This window comes from Sphingobacteriales bacterium (assembly GCA_016711285.1).
Taxonomy (GTDB): Bacteria; Bacteroidota; Bacteroidia; order Chitinophagales; family UBA2359; genus JADJTG01.
Window position 1 is genome coordinate 349499 of sequence record JADJTG010000013.1, and the last position, 18272, is coordinate 367770.

At 41.8% G+C, this 18272-nt stretch carries 15 protein-coding genes; 11 read left to right on the top strand and 4 right to left on the bottom strand.

The features are described 5' to 3' along the window. The first annotated feature begins 61 nt into the window (after positions 1–61). Positions 62–1705: an acyl-CoA carboxylase subunit beta gene (locus IPL35_10935; protein MBK8443880.1), complete on the top strand. Its 1644-nt coding sequence runs from the start codon at positions 62–64 to the stop codon at positions 1703–1705. 26 nt (positions 1706–1731) lie between these two features. On the opposite strand, the gene bcp is transcribed toward IPL35_10935, so the two are convergent. Continuing rightward, positions 1732–2184, bottom strand: coding sequence for a thioredoxin-dependent thiol peroxidase (gene bcp / locus IPL35_10940; GenBank protein ID MBK8443881.1), 453 nt, complete (start codon positions 2182–2184; stop codon positions 1732–1734). Between the two features lie 115 nt (positions 2185–2299). Here bcp and recG point away from each other — a divergent pair, with 115 nt between their 5' ends. The 4 genes from recG to IPL35_10960 all read left to right on the top strand — a co-directional run bounded on the left by recG (position 2300) and on the right by IPL35_10960 (position 7325). After that, a complete protein-coding gene (gene recG / locus IPL35_10945) occupies positions 2300–4420 on the top strand; it encodes an ATP-dependent DNA helicase RecG (GenBank protein ID MBK8443882.1) in 2121 nt (706 codons plus the stop codon). A 732-nt stretch (positions 4421–5152) separates the two neighbouring features. After that, positions 5153–6214, top strand: a complete 1062-nt coding sequence (locus IPL35_10950) for an aminotransferase class I/II-fold pyridoxal phosphate-dependent enzyme (protein ID MBK8443883.1) — start codon at positions 5153–5155, stop codon at positions 6212–6214. Next, positions 6207–6929, top strand: coding sequence for an SAM-dependent methyltransferase (locus IPL35_10955; GenBank protein MBK8443884.1), 723 nt, complete (start codon positions 6207–6209; stop codon positions 6927–6929). Before IPL35_10950 ends, IPL35_10955 begins: the two co-directional genes overlap by 8 nt. A 138-nt stretch (positions 6930–7067) precedes the next feature. Then, positions 7068–7325 (top strand): DNA-binding protein, encoded by a 258-nt coding sequence (locus tag IPL35_10960; GenBank protein MBK8443885.1) that lies wholly within the window; start codon positions 7068–7070, stop codon positions 7323–7325. Positions 7326–7352: 27 nt separating this feature from the next. Here the strand turns inward: IPL35_10960 and IPL35_10965 are convergent, their stop codons facing one another. Then, positions 7353–8525 carry a formimidoylglutamase gene (locus IPL35_10965; protein MBK8443886.1) on the bottom strand — a complete coding sequence of 391 codons (1173 nt, stop codon included), beginning with the start codon at positions 8523–8525 and terminating at the stop codon, positions 7353–7355. Between the two features lie 190 nt (positions 8526–8715). Between IPL35_10965 and IPL35_10970 the strand changes: the two genes are divergently transcribed. The 3 genes from IPL35_10970 to IPL35_10980 all read left to right on the top strand — a co-directional run bounded on the left by IPL35_10970 (position 8716) and on the right by IPL35_10980 (position 13389). Further along, a complete protein-coding gene (locus IPL35_10970) occupies positions 8716–9723 on the top strand; it encodes an NTP transferase domain-containing protein (protein MBK8443887.1) in 1008 nt (335 codons plus the stop codon). Between the two features lie 204 nt (positions 9724–9927). Beyond that, entirely contained in the window at positions 9928–11676 is a 1749-nt protein-coding gene (locus IPL35_10975; protein MBK8443888.1) for a tetratricopeptide repeat protein, read from the top strand. A 270-nt stretch (positions 11677–11946) separates the two neighbouring features. Continuing rightward, on the top strand, positions 11947–13389 hold the full coding sequence (locus IPL35_10980; protein ID MBK8443889.1) for a helix-hairpin-helix domain-containing protein: 1443 nt from the start codon (positions 11947–11949) through the stop codon (positions 13387–13389). Between the two features lie 3 nt (positions 13390–13392). On the opposite strand, the gene IPL35_10985 is transcribed toward IPL35_10980, so the two are convergent. Beyond that, positions 13393–13692 (bottom strand): hypothetical protein, encoded by a 300-nt coding sequence (locus IPL35_10985; GenBank protein ID MBK8443890.1) that lies wholly within the window; start codon positions 13690–13692, stop codon positions 13393–13395. 271 nt (positions 13693–13963) lie between these two features. Here IPL35_10985 and trmB point away from each other — a divergent pair, with 271 nt between their 5' ends. The 3 genes from trmB (at position 13964) to IPL35_11000 (ending at position 17318) form a co-directional block, all read left to right on the top strand. Next, positions 13964–14647, top strand: a complete 684-nt coding sequence (gene trmB, locus IPL35_10990) for a tRNA (guanosine(46)-N7)-methyltransferase TrmB (protein ID MBK8443891.1) — start codon at positions 13964–13966, stop codon at positions 14645–14647. A 92-nt stretch (positions 14648–14739) separates the two neighbouring features. Then, positions 14740–15729 (top strand): M28 family peptidase, encoded by a 990-nt coding sequence (locus IPL35_10995; protein ID MBK8443892.1) that lies wholly within the window; start codon positions 14740–14742, stop codon positions 15727–15729. A 338-nt stretch (positions 15730–16067) separates the two neighbouring features. Continuing rightward, a complete protein-coding gene (locus IPL35_11000; protein ID MBK8443893.1) occupies positions 16068–17318 on the top strand; it encodes a hypothetical protein in 1251 nt (416 codons plus the stop codon). Between the two features lie 99 nt (positions 17319–17417). On the opposite strand, the gene IPL35_11005 is transcribed toward IPL35_11000, so the two are convergent. Then, positions 17418–17813, bottom strand: coding sequence for a transposase (locus IPL35_11005; protein ID MBK8443894.1), 396 nt, complete (start codon positions 17811–17813; stop codon positions 17418–17420). Between the last annotated feature and the right edge of the window lie 459 nt (positions 17814–18272).

The following is an 18272-nucleotide window of genomic DNA, read 5'->3' on the forward strand; positions in this document are numbered from 1 at the left end:
AATTTGTCATCAACAAAAAAATATACATCTTGCAGTATTAAAAATACTCTTTTATTACACAATGGCAACAACTCCTAAACAACTTGAAAAAAACAGCAACGATGATGCAATGCGTTTGGCTTATAGCGAAGTGCGCAAACGATTGGAGCGAATTGAACAGGGCGGCGGTACAAAAAACATAGAAAAAGAACACCAGCAAGGAAAATTCACCGCCCGCGAGCGTATTGAAAAACTATTGGATAAAAACACTTCTTTTTTAGAAATCGGTGCTTTCGCAGCTTATGATATGTATGCCGAGCAGGGCGGCTGTCCGGCGGCAGGTGTGGTGTGCGGCATTGGCACGGTGAGCGGCAGGTTGTGTATGATTGTTGCCAACGATGCTACCGTAAAAGCCGGAGCTTGGTTTCCGATGAGTGGCAAAAAGAATTTGCGCGCCCAAGAAATAGCGATGGAAAATCGCTTACCCGTCATTTATTTGGTGGATAGTGCGGGGGTGTTTTTACCGATGCAAGATGAAATTTTTCCTGATAAAGAGCATTTTGGACGTATTTTTCGCAACAACGCTATTATGTCGTCTATGAATATTCCCCAAATTTCTGCCATTATGGGCAGTTGTGTGGCGGGCGGTGCTTATTTGCCTATTATGAGTGATGAAGCCCTGATTGTGGAAAAAACGGGTTCTATATTTTTGGCAGGTCCTTATTTGGTAAAAGCCGCTATCGGCGAAGATGTGGATAAAGAAACACTGGGCGGTGCAGCCATGCACAATACTATTTCGGGTGTGTGCGATTATCAGATGCCCGATGAAGAAAGTTGTATAGAGCAAATACGCCGTTTGGTGCACAAATTCGGTAAGCGGGCTACTGCTGGCTACGACCGCATCAAAGCGGAAGCCCCTGCCCTGCCCTTCGAAGAAATCTATGGCGTTTATCCCGATGGCGGTGCAAAACCCTACGATATGCGCGAAATTCTGAAATGCCTTTGCGACAACTCCCAATTTGATGAATACAAGGCGCAATACGGTAAAACACTCATCTGTGCTACTGCCCGCATTGATGGCTGGGCGGTGGGCATTGTTGCCAACCAACGATTGGTGGTGCGCAGCGGCAAGGGCGAAATGCAACTCGGCGGCGTAATTTATTCGGAGGCGGCAGATAAAGCGGCGCGTTTTATTATGAACTGCAATCAGAAAAAAATACCACTGGTTTTCCTGCACGATGTCACCGGATTTATGGTAGGCAGCCGCAGCGAGCAAGGAGGAATTATTAAAGACGGCGCGAAAATGGTCAATGCTGTTGCCAACAGCATAGTGCCGAAGATAAGCATTGTAATCGGCAACAGCTATGGTGCGGGCAACTATGCGATGTGTGGCAAAGCCTACGACCCGCGTTTTATTTATGCCTGGCCTACTGCCAAAATTGCCGTGATGGGCGGCGAACAAGCTGCAAAAACATTGCTGCAAATTAAAGTGGCTTCGCTCAAAAAACAAGGGAAAGAAATAGATAGCGAAACCGAAAAAAACTTACTCAACGAAATTAAAAGCCGATATGATGAGCAAACAACCGCCTACTATGCCGCCGCGCGCTTGTGGGTAGATGCTATCATTGACCCGAAAGAAACTCGCCGTATTATTTCGCAAAGCATTGAAATAGCCAACCACGCTCCTATTGAAAAGGAATTTAATGTGGGTGTGAGTCAAACTTAGATGTTTTTTATCCACCCTTGTTTCTTTTATTCCAAAATCTGGGCGGTATGCTCGGCGGTGTTTACATTGCTGATGATACGCTCTATTTTTCCTTGCTCATCAATGATAAAAGTGGTGCGCAAAATGCCCATGTATTCGCGCCCCATAAATTTCTTTTTGCCCCATACGCCGTAGGCTTCGGCAATGCTGTGGTCTGTGTCGGCGAGGAGCGGGAAAGGTAAGTCGTATTTTGAAATAAACTTTTGATGTTTTTTTTCGTTGTCGGGGCTTATACCCAATAGCACATATCCGGCGGCTTGCAGCGCAGCATAATTGTCGCGCAGATTGCAGGCTTGGGCAGTGCAGCCAGGGGTATCATCTTTGGGATAAAAATATAAAATTACTTTTTTGCCGCTTAAATTTTCCAAAGCAACAGTGTTGCCATTTTGGTCTTTGCCACTGAAAACAGGAGCAATATCGCCCGTTTGTAGTACGCTCATAACTTGATGAATAAAATAGTTAAAAATGAAAAAGCATCGCTTGTCAGGGCAAAAGTAGTGAAAAAAAGGGCGTATTTTTGTGCTTTTATACGATTTTATCCTTTTTTTAATAAATATGAATCCTCGCAGTGCTTCTATATTAGAGCGTCCGATTGAATATTTGAAAGGCGTGGGACCGCAGCGCGGTGCTTTGCTCCAAAGTGAATTGGGCATTTTCACTTGCGGCGATTTGTTGCAGCATTATCCGTATCGCTATATCGACCGCACCAAAATCAACCGCATCACCGACATCAGCCCCGAAAGCCAATATATTCAGCTCAAAGGTTATATTACCGACATCAACGTCATCGGCGACAAGCAGAATAAACGCCTCGTGGCTATTTTTGAAGACCAAAGTGGTGCGGTGGAACTTGTGTGGTTTCGGGGTATCAGCTATATGGAAAAATATTTGCAAAAAAATGTAGAATACCTCATTTTCGGCAAACCCAATTTTTTTCGCAATACCGTCAATTTCCCACACCCCGAAATAGAAGCTCTCAGCGAACAAAAAAGCCCCGAAACCGCCGCGCGGCTGCAAGCGATGTATCCTTCTACCGAAAAAATGAAGGCGCGCGGCTTGGACAGCAAAGGAATGGCGAAATTGCTGCGCACTCTTTTGGAACTATTGCCTCCGCACGAGTTGCCCGAATTTTTACCCGAGTGGCTCTTGCAGGGCTATCATTTGCTGCCGCGCTACGAAACTTATAAAAATCTCCACATTCCCGACACCGAATACCTCATTGCACAGGCGCAACATCGTATCAAATTTGAAGAGTTGTTTTTTATTCAGTTGCGTATTTTAAAAATAAAAGAAAAACACCAAAAAACACAAGGCTTTGTTTGGGGCGAATTGGGTGCGCATTTTAATACTTTTTTCAAAGAACACCTCCCTTTTGAACTCACCGATGCCCAAAAGCGCGTTATTAAAGAAATAAGAAAAGATACGCTGAACGGCATACAAATGAACCGTCTGCTGCAAGGCGATGTGGGAAGCGGAAAAACTGTGGTGGCTTTGATGTGTATGCTGATGGCTGCCGACAATGGTTTTCAGGCGGCACTGATGGCTCCTACCGAAATTTTGGCGCAGCAGCATTTCAACAGCCTGAGCGCGATGCTCCAAAAAATGGATTTGCGCGTGGATATACTCACCGGCAGCATAAAAGGCAAAAAACGCCGCCACCTGCTCGAAGAACTTCAACTCGGAATGATTGATGTTTTGGTGGGTACGCACGCTTTGATTGAGGATAATGTGTTGTTTAAAAATTTGGGCTTCGTGGTCATTGATGAGCAGCACCGTTTTGGGGTAGCACAACGCGCCAAACTATGGGAAAAAAACCAACTGCCGCCGCATGTGTTGGTGATGACCGCCACGCCCATACCGCGTACTTTGGCAATGACGGTGTATGGCGATTTGGACGTGAGCGTGATTGATGAACTGCCGCCCGGACGCAAAGCCATCATCACCGCCCACCGCTTTGAGTCTTCGAGATTGCAGGTTTTTCAGTTTTTAAAAGAGCAAATCGCCGAAGGCAGACAAATCTATATTGTGTATCCTTTGATTGAGGAGTCGGAAACTTTGGATTTGAAAAATTTGCAGGAAGGTTACGAAAATATTGTGCGGGTGTTTCCGATGCCGGAGTATCAGGTGAGCATTGTGCACGGAAAAATGAAGCCCGCTGCCAAAGATGCTGAAATGCAGCGTTTTAAAAACGGCGAAACACAAATAATGGTGGCTACTACGGTGATAGAAGTAGGTGTTGATGTACCCAATGCTTCGGTGATGCTCATTGAAAATGCCGAGCGTTTCGGATTGAGCCAATTGCACCAGTTGAGGGGTAGGGTAGGGCGCGGCGCAAAACAGAGCTTTTGTATTTTGATGAGCGACTACAAACTCTCGCAGGAGGCGCGACAACGACTGCAAACGATGACCGAAACCAATGACGGTTTTAAAATTGCAGAGGTGGATTTGAAACTGCGAGGACCCGGCGATTTGGAAGGCACACAGCAAAGCGGTATCGCTACTTTGCGAATGGCGAACCTTATCAAAGATCAGGATATTTTGCAGATTGCCCACCAAGCCGCCGCCGAAATGCTCGCCTTAGATGCCGACTTGATTTTGCCGCAGCATTTGCCGTTGCGACAGCACTTAACCCAATTGCGCAAAAAACAAGGTTTGCAATGGGGAAAAATAAGTTAATGAAATGGCACATTCAATGTGCTTGCATTGCAGATGTATCATATTTTGGCGACTTCGGGTATATATTTGGCGGCTCATACATTTTTATCAAAAAAAATATTTTTATTGCATCTATGCCATATTTTAGGCTCAGAGGTGCATCGTTTGCGTCCCCTACCGTGAAATTTCACGTCAGGAACGTGAATTTTGGCGTAAAGAACGTGAAAATATACGTCTGCCACCGTGAAATTTTACGCCTGATACCGTGAAGTTTTACGTCAGGAACGTGAAAATTGGCGTAAAGAACGTAAAAAATGCACCTCCGAACGCAAACGTTTACGTCTGTCACCGTGAAATTTCACGTCAGGAACGCAAACGTTTACGTCTGCCACCGTGAACGTTTACGTCAGGAACGTGAAAATATACGTCTGCTACCGTGAAATTTCACGTCAGGAACGTGAAAATATACGTCTGCTACCGTGAAATTTCACGTCAGGAACGTGAAAGTTTACGTCTGCCACCGTAAACGTTTGCGTTTTTGTGTCCAAAATGTCAGATGATTTTTTATACCCTAAAGATTATACTTTTTTTTGGGGTGTATTGCTCACGCTCGCTCTTTGTAGCGAAAAAGAAGAATGTTTTTTCAATCAGGTTTTTTAAAAAAAAGACGGCAATTTTTTTATCTTTTTTATCGCTGTATCTTTACCTTCCGAAAAAATATTATTTCCATCAAAAAAAAATACCGTTCATCCTATGCCCGCTGATTTTCAAAATACTGTTGTTGATTTGCGCAGCGATACCGTCACGCGACCTACTGCTGCTATGCTGCAAGCTATGTTGCAAGCACCGCTCGGCGATGATGTATTCGGCGAAGACCCCGCCATTAATGCTTTGCAAGCCGAAGCCGCCGCTATGTTTGGCTACGAGGCGGCTTTGTTTTGTCCTTCGGGTACTATGACCAACCAAATTGCCGTAAAAGCCCACACACAGCCACTTGATGAAGTGCTGATGGATAAACTTTCTCATATTTATAAATACGAAGTGGGCGGTTATGCTTTTCATTCCGGTGTGGCTATTCGTTTGTTGGACGGCGATTTGGGGCGGATTTCACCGGAGCAAATTACCGAATTTTTGCAAGGGGGCAACGATTGGGAGCCGCAAAGCCGTTTGGTCTGTATTGAAAATACCGTTAATCGCGGCGGCGGCTCTTATTATACATTGGAACAAATGCAGGCTATCAGCAAAACCTGTCGCAAAGCGGGTTTGCTGCTCCACATGGACGGTGCGCGTATTTTTAATGCTTTGGTAGCCCAGCAATTGTCGCCTTGGATGCTCAAAGGTTTGTTTGACAGTATTTCGGTGTGCCTCTCCAAAGGATTGGGTGCGCCGGTAGGCTCTTTATTGCTCGGCAGCAACGATTTTATTCGCCGTTGCCGCAAACTGCGCAAAGCTTTCGGCGGCGGTATGCGGCAGGCGGGTATTTTGGCGGCGGCGGGCAGCTATGCCCTGCAATACCACATACAGCGTTTGGAACAAGACCACGCCCACGCCCGTATCATTACGGCAGCTTTGCAGGCTTTGCCCTATGTGGCAGAAATTTTGCCCGCTCCTACCAATATCATCATTTTTAAAATAGATGAACGGCAATGCTCTGCTGCCGAATTTGTACATCGTTTGGCACAACAAAATATTCGCGTTTCTGCATTTGGCGGACAATGGGTGCGCATGGTAACTCATTTGGATATTTCTTCGGATATGGTAAATTATACAACAGAACAATTAAAAAAACATTTTTCCCCTAAAGCCCATGTCTAAAAAAGGACGTTTACTCTTAGTACCTACTTTGCTCGGCGGCGATGATATTACTTGGATAGCACCCGCTACTTTGGAGCTTTTGCGCCCTATTCGGTTTTTTGTGGTGGAAAATGAGCGCAGTGCTCGCCGTTTTTTGGTAAAGGCGGGTATTCATCATGCAATAGATGCGTGTAAATTTCTGCTGCTCGATAAGCACCAAACTAATCCAAATGCTCCATTACCTCCTTTTTATTTGGCAGCGGCTTTGGAAGGCAATGATGTGGCTTTGCTGTCGGAAGCAGGGTGTCCGGCGGTTGCCGACCCGGGCGCGGCTCTTGTATTGGAAGCCCACCGCTTGGGTATAGAAGTAGTACCTTTGGTAGGTCCTTCGTCTATTCTGTTGGCGTTGATGGCTTCGGGGCTTAACGGGCAAAAATTTATGTTTCACGGCTACTTGCCTATTGATGCCGCCGAACGCGTGCGCAGCATAAAATGGTTAGAAAAAGTATCGAAGCAGCAGAGATGTACCCAAATTTGCATAGAAGCTCCCTATCGTAATACGGCTTTTTTGAAAACAATACTCCAAAATTGCCAACCGCATACCCTGCTGTCTGTTGCTGCCGACCTCACTTTGCCTACACAATATATTGCTACCAAAACAATTGCGCACTGGAACAAAAGTAATTTGCCCGATTTGCATAAACGCCCTTGTATTTTTTCTTTCTTATCGAGTTAATTCTTCTTAATAATTGCAGGTTTTTCTGTTAAATACTTGTTTTTTATAAAAAAAGTTATATCTTTATAACCTACATTTCTCACCCTACTTTAAAGTAAGGTGCTGGTTTTTCTTATAATAACTTAAATACTTGTAATTATGGCTATGTATATTACTTTCAACGACCTGCGTCATCTCAAAGACAGTCTGCCGGAGGGGGCAATGCGTATGATTGCCAAAAAATCAGGTTATGATGAAGAAACCGTGCGCAGCTATTTCGGAGGCGACCCGCTACACTGCGGCGATATACCCAATATTCATTATGAAAAAGGACCTAATGGCGGCTTAGTACGATTGGAAGATGACAGATTGTATTATATGGCAAAGGAAATTTTAGATAAGGCTTCCGATAATTAATTTTTTTTATGACTCTTTTTTTTCGGATTATACTTGCTCGGCAAGTTTGAGGTAGGCTTGCAGCCAACGATCCGGAATTTCACTTTGGCAGGTAGCTATGTAATCTTCGTGCAAACAGGGAATGTAGCGGTGTGTCAGCTGTTCGGTGGGGTGCAGCAAAGGTACTTTCATCCACCAACGCTCGGTGCGCGGGCTTTTGATAAAAACTATGTCTTGCCGCCCCTCTAAGTTCACGATGTATTTTACAAAATTTTCCTCTCCTTTTTCGGGGTATTCGTTGCGCCTTTGGCTGATGCCTTCTATAAAGTACCAAACCATTTGAGCAATGAGCAATGCACTTTGCCCGCGCACGTCAAATTGAGGATAATGCTCATAAATACCTACTGACGAAATATGTTCGCTCAGTCCGGCAAAATACATCAAACGACATATTTCGTCGCCGCTCAAGCCATTTGGAGAGCCATTTTTTTGTGCCGGAGCATCTGCCACACACACACACGACATATCTATCGACAGCAGGTTACAATGTCGTAGGAGGGGTTCGGTACGCCGCAAATCGGTGCGTATATAGCCCAAACGATAACACCCGAAATGCAACTTTTCAAACGTATTGATAACAGAAGGATCTACAAAAAAATGCTGATAACCAATTTGTGTATAATGATATAAATAATTCGGCTGATGGGCAAATATCTTGTACAAAAAAGATTGGGATTCGTGGTCGTCGCTGTGATTCAGCAAATCAATGCGTTCATCAATTACCGCCATTTCAATTCCTTTGCTTTGCTCCTCATAACCACTGAACTGTGCAAAAGTAAAATCGTGCGTACCTCCTAAAATAATAGGTATAATGCGCTGTGCCAGCAACCACGCTACTATTTTGCTCAATCGCTCCTGCACACGATGCAAGTCTTTGTGCGGTTTGATGTTGCCTAAATCTATGATTTTGAGGTGTTTGTGCCAACTGTATAATTTATAAAATGCCTGACGAATATGATACGGCGCGGCAGAACAGTTTTCTTCTATATCTGTATTCTCGTGGTCTTCGGCTACACCTACTATTGCTATCTGATAGCCTTCTATATCGAGAGGCTCGCCCTTATAAAAATCTACCTGATAAGCCCACTGATGCACCGAAAATTGTTGGTCTTTCAGTATTTTTTCGGAAGATACAGGGCGGAGATAGTGCTTTAAATTCATATTAATCGGCTTGTTTTTTTTCAGTATCAAAGCTAAAAAAGTTTTTTATTTCATTTCTTGCTTTTTTATGCCTGTTCTGCACATTCATTTTTTTTGTTTTTTTGCGCTTTTCTTGATTGTATGGGCTGTTTTTGTTACTTTCACGCTTTTAATTTTGTATTCAATTGACGATTTTAATTTCTTTTGATATATGAACATCATTATTCCTATGGCCGGACGCGGAACTCGTCTGCGCCCGCACACACTTACAACTGCCAAACCACTTATTCCTATTGCCGGCAAACCGATGGTTCAGCGTTTGGTGGAGGATTTGGAAAGTATGGCCGGCGAAAAAATAGATAATATCGGTTTTGTTATCGGTGATTTTGGGGAACAAGTGGAAAAAGACCTGCTCGCACTGGCGACTTCTTTGGGTGCAACCGGACATATTTATCATCAGCACAAACCACTCGGCACAGCACACGCTATTTTGTGCGCTGCTCCTTTGTTGCAGGGGCGCACCATCGTGGCTTTTGCCGATACCTTATTCCGTGCTTCCTTTCATTTCAACCTCGCCGACGAAGGCTGCATCATCGTGCAGCGCGTAGATGACCCCCGCGCCTATGGAGTTGTAAAACTCAACGAAGCCGGATTTATCAGCGATTTTGTAGAAAAACCCGACACCTTCGTCAGTGATATGGCTATTATCGGAATTTATTATTTCAGCGACGGCGACTACCTGCGCCGCGAAATGCAATATTTATTGGATAATGACATCAAAGATAAAGGAGAATTTCAACTGACCAACGCTTTGGAGAATATGAAGCAAAAAGGCACCCGTTTTACGGTAGGCAGCGTGGAAGAATGGTTGGACTGTGGAAATAAAGACGCTTGTATTTATACCAATGAGCGCGTATTAGAACACAAAAAAGAAAGCATCGTGCAGGGGCGCAATTTTATGTCGGAAAATTCGGTAATTATTGAACCGTGCTTTATCGGTGAAGGCGTAATTTTAAAAAATTCGGTAGTAGGTCCTTATGTATCCATCGGAAACCATTGCAGTATCCATCATTCGGTGGTGAGCCACAGTATCATTCAGCACAAAAGCAACATCATCGGCAAGCACATCAACAACAGTATGATTGGCAGCAACGTGACACTCAAAAGCAAAGCAGAAGAGTGGAGTATCGGCGATTTTTCTTTTTGCCATGATGAATAAAAATTTTTTTTAGTCAATCATTTCATTTTTTTAAAACTTTTATACAAGAAAATAAAAAATTAAACGTTTTTTTTCTTTGGTTTATTGAAAACCCTTATCAACAACACAGTATTTGAACATTTTTTTGTTTTTTTAAAAATCAATAAAGGCTATATAGTTGTTATGTAGCTTATACCTTTTTTTATATATATTTTTTCAAAGATAATGACACATAAACGGCAGCTGGGTATCGTGGCTTTGTTGGTTTTGAGCCTGTTTGTACAGTGGAATACCACTATGGCGCAAAACAAAAAGAAAGGCAACGGCAAGCAAAGCAACAGTGCCGCTCTCAAACACACATTGGAGGGCGAAGATGTTTTTATTCAGGCACAAAAAGCATTGATTTTGCAACACTACGAAGAAGCTAAAACGCTCTTTGATCGCTGTGTAGAAATTGATGCCAAAAACGATGCCGCTTATTACGAACTTTCGCGCATTGCCTACGACGAACGCCAAACTGCCGACGCACTCCGCTATATTGAAAAAGCCGTAAAATTAGACCCCGACAACAAATGGTATCAACTGATGTATGCCGATGTGCTCGGAATTGTCGGCTCTATGGATAAGTCGGAGGAGGTGTATCAGGCTTTGATAAAAAAAGATCCCGATAACCCCGAATACTACTACGATTTGGCTTATACACTCAAATTTAAAAACGATGCCGCCGGAGCATTGAAAGTATTCGACAAATTGGAGCAGTTGATGGGTATTGACGAAAACATTACCCTCGAAAAACAACGCCTTTATATGGAGTTGGAACAGCCCGAAAAGGCAATAGAGGAAATGCAAAAACTGATAGAAAAATACCCGCACCGCGAAAAATATTATCTGCTACTGGCTGAATTGTATGTGGTAATGAACCAAAAAGACAAAGCCATTGAAGCATATCGCAAAATTTTGGAATTTAATCCCAATCATCCGATGGCACGTTTGGCAATGGCAGAGTACCATTTGGATAACGGCGACTCGGAACAATATATGCAGGAACTGAGGGGTTTTTTCAGTAATCCGGCGGTGGGGGCGCACGGCAAAGTAGAGGTGTTGCTTGCCAAATATGGCGACTATGCCAGCAAAAAAGGTACGCCCGCTTTTGACGAAGTATTGGAACTGTCTAAAATAATGATAGATACCCACCCCGAAGATGCCGAAGCCAATGCTATTCGTGCCGATATCTTGTTTTATGGTGGCGAAAAAGAGGCTTCTATTCCTTTGTACCAAAAATCAACCCAGTTAGATGGTAGCAACTATTTGGTGTGGCAGCAATTATTTTATGTTCTTGCCGACCTCAACAAACATCAGGATTTAGCCGATAATACACAAGCCGCCATTGATTTGTTCCCAAACCAGCCATTGCCTTATTTTTTCAATGGCTTGGCAAATAATCATTTGAATAATTACGAAAAAGCAGTAAAATCGCTCAAAAAAGCCAGCTTTATTGCTACCGACAATACCAATTTGCTTACCGAAATTTATGCTCAACTCGGCGATATTTACAATACCACCCGCGAGTACAAAAAATCGGACGAAAGCTACGAAGAATCTTTGCGCATCGACCCCAACAACGCTTATGTACTCAACAATTACAGCTATTATTTGTCGGTGCGCAACGAAAACCTCGACAAAGCCGAAGAAATGTCCAAAAAATCCAATGAAATAGAACCCGACAATATATCATTTCTGGATACCTACGCTTGGATTATGTTTCAGCAACAAAAATACGCTGATGCCGCTACTTGGATAGAAAAAGCACTGGCGCAGGGCGGCGACAAACGCCCCGTGATTGTAGAACACGCCGGAGATATTTATTTTAAACTCGGAAATGTGAATAAAGCTGTGGAAATGTGGATAAAATCAAAAGAATTAGGCAATAAAAATCCCGAATTGGATAAAAAAATTGCAGAAAAACGCTTTTAATTTGTTTTTTTTGCTATATTGCGTTGTGAAAAGCGTGATTATGTTTATTTTTTTATAAAAAAAATTTCTGGTTAAAAATCAATAAAAAATAATGAGTACTTCTGCTGTTTTGATGATGGTAATTTCCGAAATTGTAATTACCGCTTTTACTGTTTATTTTTTTATGAAAGTATTACGTACACCACCTAAGCCTGAACCCGACAGCTATTCGGAAGAATAGACGTTTTGTTTTGGGTAAATTTATTTTTCTACCACTTTTCATTCCTTTTTATGCGCCTACACAGCTTATTCTCACAGGCACAAGCGCATTTGCGTCATTATTTTACCTTCAACAGACAAGATAAACGTGTGCTGTTGCTGCTCTTGTTGTCGGCGGTATTGCTCAAAATAACGGCTGAATGGTATTTTTATCGGCGAGTTGCAGAAACAACGCTTCCTTCTCAAACCCTACAAGCCGCCGCCACTTGGTTGGAGCAACAACAAACCGCCGCTGCTTCCGAGCAAGCCGCCGTAGTGTTTGATGCTGCCGGCAAGCCGATAGTAAATGCCGCTTATTTTCCTTTTGACCCCAATCAAATTACTTTGGAAGAATGTTTGCAATTGGGTATTAAGCAATATGTGTGCAATAATTTGATAAAATATCGGCAAAAAGGAGGGGCTTTTAAGAAAAAAGAAGATTTTGGAAAACTTTACGGACTTTCAGCCGCCGAGTATCAACGTTTAGAGCCTTTTTTGCAACTGCCCGCTTCGGTGGGTGCTGAACCTGAAACTTCGTTTTCTACTGCATCGCCGCCGCCCACTTCTTCGCCTGCGCCCGACCTTGTATTGCAATTGCAACCTTTTAATCCCAATGAATGGAGCGAACAGGAATGTAAGCAAATGGGACTGCCTGCTGCTGTGTGCAAAACTATTCAGAATTTTTTGGCAAAAGGTGGCACTTTCCGTATCAAAAGCGATGTGGCTAAAATTTACAGCCTGCCCCCCGATTTATATCGTCAGTTAGAGCCTTATATCCAACTGCCCGCCGAGCGCACATCTGCTGCTGCCAACAATGCACTTGCCACCAACACCAATACCAACACACCGACTGTTGCATCGGTGCTTGCACCTTTTGACCCTAATTTGCTCAATGCACAGCAAGCCGAAGCTCTGGGATTGAGTGCGGCACAGTTCAAAAGTATTCGTAAATATGTGGAAAAAGGAGGCGTATTCCGAAAAAAAGAAGATTTTAAAAAAATGTATGTGATTTCGGAGGAGGAATATCGTCGTTTAGAGCCTTATATTGAAATTGCAGCAACGCCACCCACTGCTTTGCAGTTGTTGAATATAAACACCGCCACCATTGCCGAGTGGCTGCAACTGCCCGATATGAATGAAAATATAGCGCAGGATATTGTTAATTATCGCTCTAAATTGGGCGGATTTGTGGAGTTGGCACAACTCAGAGAAGTAAAAAGCGTGAAATCGGCGTGGCTATCCAAAATAAAAAACCGTCTGCAAGTAGATCCGGCACAGGTGCAACGCCTCAATATCAACCGCCTCAGCGAAGCAGAATTGGCGCGCCACGAATATATCGCTTATTCGGTGGCAGTGGCTATTGTTCAAATGCGCCAAAAGGCAGGAGCTTTTACATCGGTGGCTCAATTGGCGGAAAACCCTGCCATCAGTGCCGAGCAATACAAGAAAATAGCACCGTATCTTCGCATAGACTAATTATTAATTGAGCGAAATCATCGGAATTTGCCCGAATGATATATTTTCGTGAAACATCAACTCCACCGCCCTGTACTCAAAATAATCGTACAAAGGCATATTTTCTATAATTTCGCGTACTTTGTCTTCGTTTTCGGCGGGCAACACCACCCACAGGCGGCTGCGGTCGGCTGAAAGCGAATAATTGAGGAGCTTGGCTTCATCAAACAAGGCAGCAATGTATTTGCGCTGTTCGGGAATTAACTGCCAAAAATGTGGTGGTGGATTTTGAGGCAAAGCAATTTCTACCATAAATTCTTTCATCTTACTTCTCGTTTTTTTTTATCTTGCTTATTAATTTTTACAAATATATTGTATCGTATCGGACATTAAAAATAACAGAAAGATTATTAAATTCACTCATTGACAATATATTTTTTATGAGCTATGGTTTTTGCTCAATGTGTTGAAAAATCTACGCTATTTGGAGATAAGCACTTTTATTTAAAGTCATCTATAACAACTTTTTTGATTTTTTGTTGTACAACCGCTTCTGTAATGTAACTTTACGCTTGTTTTTTTATTATATTGTGGAATGGGTAAAAATAAATCAACTAAGTTTGCAGAAGTAGAAACGCTGCCAAATGTGTTTCATAACAAAAGTTTTCCGGTGGCACAATTGTACGACCACAGCGGTGCGGAGGTTTCGTGGCGCGGCAGGTGGGCAGCGTATTTTAATAATGAAAACCCCCTCGTGCTGGAATTGGCTTGCGGTATGGCGGATTATGCCCGCAATATGGCAACAATGCTGCCTCAGCAAAATTATATCGGTGTGGACTTGAAAGGAAACCGGATTTGGAGTGGTGCTACACGTGCGCTCAAAGCGCAGCAACAGCAGGTTGCTTTTATTCGCTCGCAGATTGAACTCATTGACCAGTTTTTTGCACCCGCCGAAGTCAGCAGCATTTGGATTACTTTTCCCGACCCCCAACCCGAAAAAAAACGCGCCAAAAAACGCCTCACACACCCCCGTTTTTTGAAAACTTACCGCCGTTTTTTGCAGCCGAACGGAAAAATTCATTTAAAAACCGACAGTGACCTGCTCTACGAATTTACGATGGAGGTGCTGCAAGCGGATAAAGAAGTGAAAATTTTTGAACAATACGATAACCTGTATGCCGCTGCTCCCGACAATCCTTTGCTGCACATCAAAACCAAATATGAGCTAATGCACTTAGAAGCCGGAAAAACTATTAAATATGTGCAGTTTGGCTGGTAAAAACTGTGCTGTTCTCTTTTTTTGTGATTGAAAATATATGCCTTTATTTTATTAAAAAATGTAATACTTCTGTATTCTTTATTATCATCAACATGAAATCCTTGTATTTTTTTATATGCAGTTTGCTGCTGCTCGGCACATTTGCTTGCAAACAAGACCCTGCCGCCCCCAAAAAAAACACGCCCCCCACTCCTGCTGTTGCGCTTCCTTCAAAGGCTGCTCCTTTTGATGCACAACGCGCATACGATTATGTAAAAAAACAAGTGGATTTTGGGTCGCGCGTGCCCGGAACGTCTGCTCATAAAAAATGTGCCGAATGGCTCGAAAAAGAATTGCGCCAACTGGCAGACAGCGTGCAGATACAAAAAAGTGAAGTAACGATTATGGGCAAAAATGCACCGATGTATAATATCATTGTGAGTTTTAATCCCCAAGCCACTTATCGTATTATGTTGTCGGCACACTGGGACAGCCGCATGATTGCCGACCAAGACGATGAGCGTCAGAAGGAAGCCGTTTTGGGTGCAAATGATGGCGCAAGCGGTGTAGCCGTATTGCTCGAAATAGCTCAACAACTCAAAAATACTCCCCTCAAAAATATAGGTGTGGATATGATGTTGTGGGACGCTGAAGATAATGGTTTTGAAGGCGAAGGCTGGTGCTTGGGCAGTCAGTATTGGGCGAAAAACCCGCACCACGCCGGATACCGCGCCAATTATGGTATTTTGTTGGATATGGTTGGCTCTCGCGATGCCGTATTTTGTCAGGAAGGCGTATCAAGAGCTTATGCGCCTCATATTTTGAAAAAAGTATGGGAAACCGGCAATGCCATTGGTCATAGCAGCTATTTCGTTTTCCGTGCCGTAAATGAAATCATTGACGACCATTTGTACATCAACCAAATTGCTAATATTCCCACTATTGATATTATTCAGTACGACCCGCAAACCTATGTCAAAGGTTTTGGCGATTTTTGGCATACCCACGACGATAATATGAATATCATTGAGCAACGCACCCTACGTGCCGTTGGAGAAACGGTACTTACTGTGATTTATCATGATGATACTTTAACATTGTAACTTATTTAGTGTCGTTTCTATTTTTCAATGATATGAAAAAAAATATTTCTTCATACCTGATTTTGTTTATTGCTGTTGTTGTATTGTTGTTGATTTTATGGTTTTCTCAAAGATATTTTTTATTTCATCAATTGAAATGGATATTTTATGGCGCACCATTTTTGTTTTTTGCTGTAGAAATATTATTTAATTTATTTAAGGTTTCTGACAATAAAAAGAATGTTTTATATCGCCGTTTACAACGATACGTTATTTTGTTTTTTGCTTTTGCAGTGTCTTTTTCCTTGTTATTTGATACTTGGTATGGATATTCAAGAGCTTTATATCAAATAAAGAGTGTGATTGCCACCAGCGATGCAGCTGCTTATTACGAAAGTATCGTGCAGCTTATTCACGGTGTGAAACTTCACGGCGGCAGTGCTTGGAAGCCCATTGCTATGACTACCAATGCGATATTGTTGAAATTAGTATTTCAGAATGTAGTGGCGTTTCATGTTCTCAATACTTCATTGGTGGCTCTTTCTTTTTATGTGGCAGGTAAATATATTGCCCGTAAAACAATGCTCGGAATCGGGGTGGCTTATGTGGTGTTTTGTGCGGTTTATTTAATTCCGGTTATCGGCTCGTTCGGAACGGAATTGCTCGGTATTGCCGTAGGCCAATTGGCTTTGGTGGCTTTGTTGGAGGGGGTTTGGGGTGAGCGAAAATATTTTACACTCGGACTCCTGCTTTTAAGTGTCGGTATGAACGTTCGTCCGGGTGCTATGTTTATTATTCCTGCTTTGTTGGTCTTTTCATTTTGGTTTTTGGCTGAAAAAAAAATCAATCGTTTTTTATTGTCAAATGTAGTTGCTGTTGTATTGGGCTTTGTAATCAGCATTGTTGTTTCAATGATGGTATCGGCTTCACAAGAGGATTATCAGGGCAATTTTTCGCGCAATTTATATGCGCTCTCTATTGGTAAAGATGCCAAAAGCTGGAGACAGGCAAATCAGGATTTAAAACAAGGAATGCAGCAACTAAAAACGGTCAATCAAAGAAATGATTATATTTATAAAGTTGCTTGGGATAATATAAAATCCAATCCTATGCAGCCTTTGAAGGGATTTATGGGTACTTATTTTAAAGGAGATTTGAAAAATTACTTGGTTTTTTCTAATAATAATATTTTGATGTATGGATTAGGAGTTACTTTATTGCTGCTTATCTTTTATTTATTTAACAGCAGCACTGCCGAAACAAGTTTTTTTTCAAGGAAAATGATATGGTTTTTGCTTTTTTCGTTAGCAGGTATTTTATTTTCTATGCCTTTTTTACCCACATTTGGCAGAAATTTAGCGGTTTCGGTGGGTTTTAATGCTTTGATGATTTTATTGGGTTTGTATGGTGCTCTGAATTTTATTTTACAAAAAATTCAAAAGGATAAGTCGCTTATGAATGTAAATATTTCAAAGTGGCGGCAGGGATTTTCTACAACTTTTATGTTTGCATTGCTATTTGGTATTGTCGTAAGCCCTTTTTTATTATTGATATTGCCCAAATCCGCTTCTCAAAAAGTTAATTTAATACCAAATATATGTACTAAATAGTCCAATCAAAATATTGAAAAACATAGTCAAAACTGCATATATTCTTAACCTCATTTGAGGTTAGATTTTGACGTTTTGTAATAAAATCACTGACTTGATTTAAAGAACTGCATAAAATATTTGTAAATGATCGTTTAAATTTCCACCCTTTTCTGCAGGATTAAGTTCCGAGTATGGAGGAAGAAAAATCATTCCTATATTTTCTGGAATATTTAGTTTTTTAGCCTTGTGAAAGGCAGCATTATCCAAGACTAAAATTTTATATTCCGATGGTCTATGTTTTGATAATTCATTCAGATAAACTTGAAAAGTTTGTGCATTGCATAAAGACATTTCCATCAAGAAATTATCCCCATCCAAAGGGAAATGAGCCAAAAGATAGGTAGATTTAAAACTTGATGGTAAGGACAGATAGGTTTTTCCTTTTGAAGTAAGTATTTTCCCATTTCTTGTAAACATTCCAAATCTTGATTCATCTTGAAAATATAGATTCACTGTTTTGTATGGGAAACTTACTGGTAAAGGTTTATACACTTTTGATGGAAGTTTTTAAAGCCTCCACTGCCTTTTCTTCTTTTTGAGACTTTTGGGCAACTTTATTTTGGTATTAAAGTTTCGTTGTACATATTTCACCAAAGTAATATACTCATATCTTTGTAATTCAGTATTTACCCAGTTTAGTAGTTCTATAACCCATTCCATTGCTGGGTTGGTCAAAATTTTCTAATTGCTCTCGTTCATTGTCCTTTATAATGGAAGGTTTAAACCAATTCTTCCAGCTTTAAAACGCATCTAAGCCTTCTTTTGCATAGTATTTCTCCATTTTAATACGGTGTTATGATTTATCCTGTTAAATCAGAAACTCCTTTTTGAAATTCAGTATGCTCATCTTTTTTAACACAATAAGAATATTTATTCTTTTGCAATAAGTGGAATACTACGCCTTTGTAAAGA

Excerpts from the sequence above, each read along its gene's own strand:
- IPL35_10970 (MBK8443887.1), top strand. The coding sequence starts at position 8,716 with ATGAACATCATTATTCCTATGGCCGGACGCGGAACTCGTCTGCGCCCG.
- IPL35_10965 (MBK8443886.1), bottom strand. The coding sequence starts at position 8,525 with ATGAATTTAAAGCACTATCTCCGCCCTGTATCTTCCGAAAAAATACTG.
- IPL35_10950 (MBK8443883.1), top strand. The coding sequence starts at position 5,153 with ATGCCCGCTGATTTTCAAAATACTGTTGTTGATTTGCGCAGCGATACC.
- recG (MBK8443882.1), top strand. The coding sequence starts at position 2,300 with ATGAATCCTCGCAGTGCTTCTATATTAGAGCGTCCGATTGAATATTTG.
- IPL35_10955 (MBK8443884.1), top strand. The coding sequence starts at position 6,207 with ATGTCTAAAAAAGGACGTTTACTCTTAGTACCTACTTTGCTCGGCGGC.
- IPL35_10995 (MBK8443892.1), top strand. The coding sequence starts at position 14,740 with ATGAAATCCTTGTATTTTTTTATATGCAGTTTGCTGCTGCTCGGCACA.
- IPL35_10980 (MBK8443889.1), top strand. The coding sequence starts at position 11,947 with ATGCGCCTACACAGCTTATTCTCACAGGCACAAGCGCATTTGCGTCAT.
- IPL35_10960 (MBK8443885.1), top strand. The coding sequence starts at position 7,068 with ATGGCTATGTATATTACTTTCAACGACCTGCGTCATCTCAAAGACAGT.
- bcp (MBK8443881.1), bottom strand. The coding sequence starts at position 2,184 with ATGAGCGTACTACAAACGGGCGATATTGCTCCTGTTTTCAGTGGCAAA.
- IPL35_10935 (MBK8443880.1), top strand. The coding sequence starts at position 62 with ATGGCAACAACTCCTAAACAACTTGAAAAAAACAGCAACGATGATGCA.
- IPL35_10975 (MBK8443888.1), top strand. The coding sequence starts at position 9,928 with ATGACACATAAACGGCAGCTGGGTATCGTGGCTTTGTTGGTTTTGAGC.
- IPL35_10985 (MBK8443890.1), bottom strand. The coding sequence starts at position 13,692 with ATGAAAGAATTTATGGTAGAAATTGCTTTGCCTCAAAATCCACCACCA.
- trmB (MBK8443891.1), top strand. The coding sequence starts at position 13,964 with ATGGGTAAAAATAAATCAACTAAGTTTGCAGAAGTAGAAACGCTGCCA.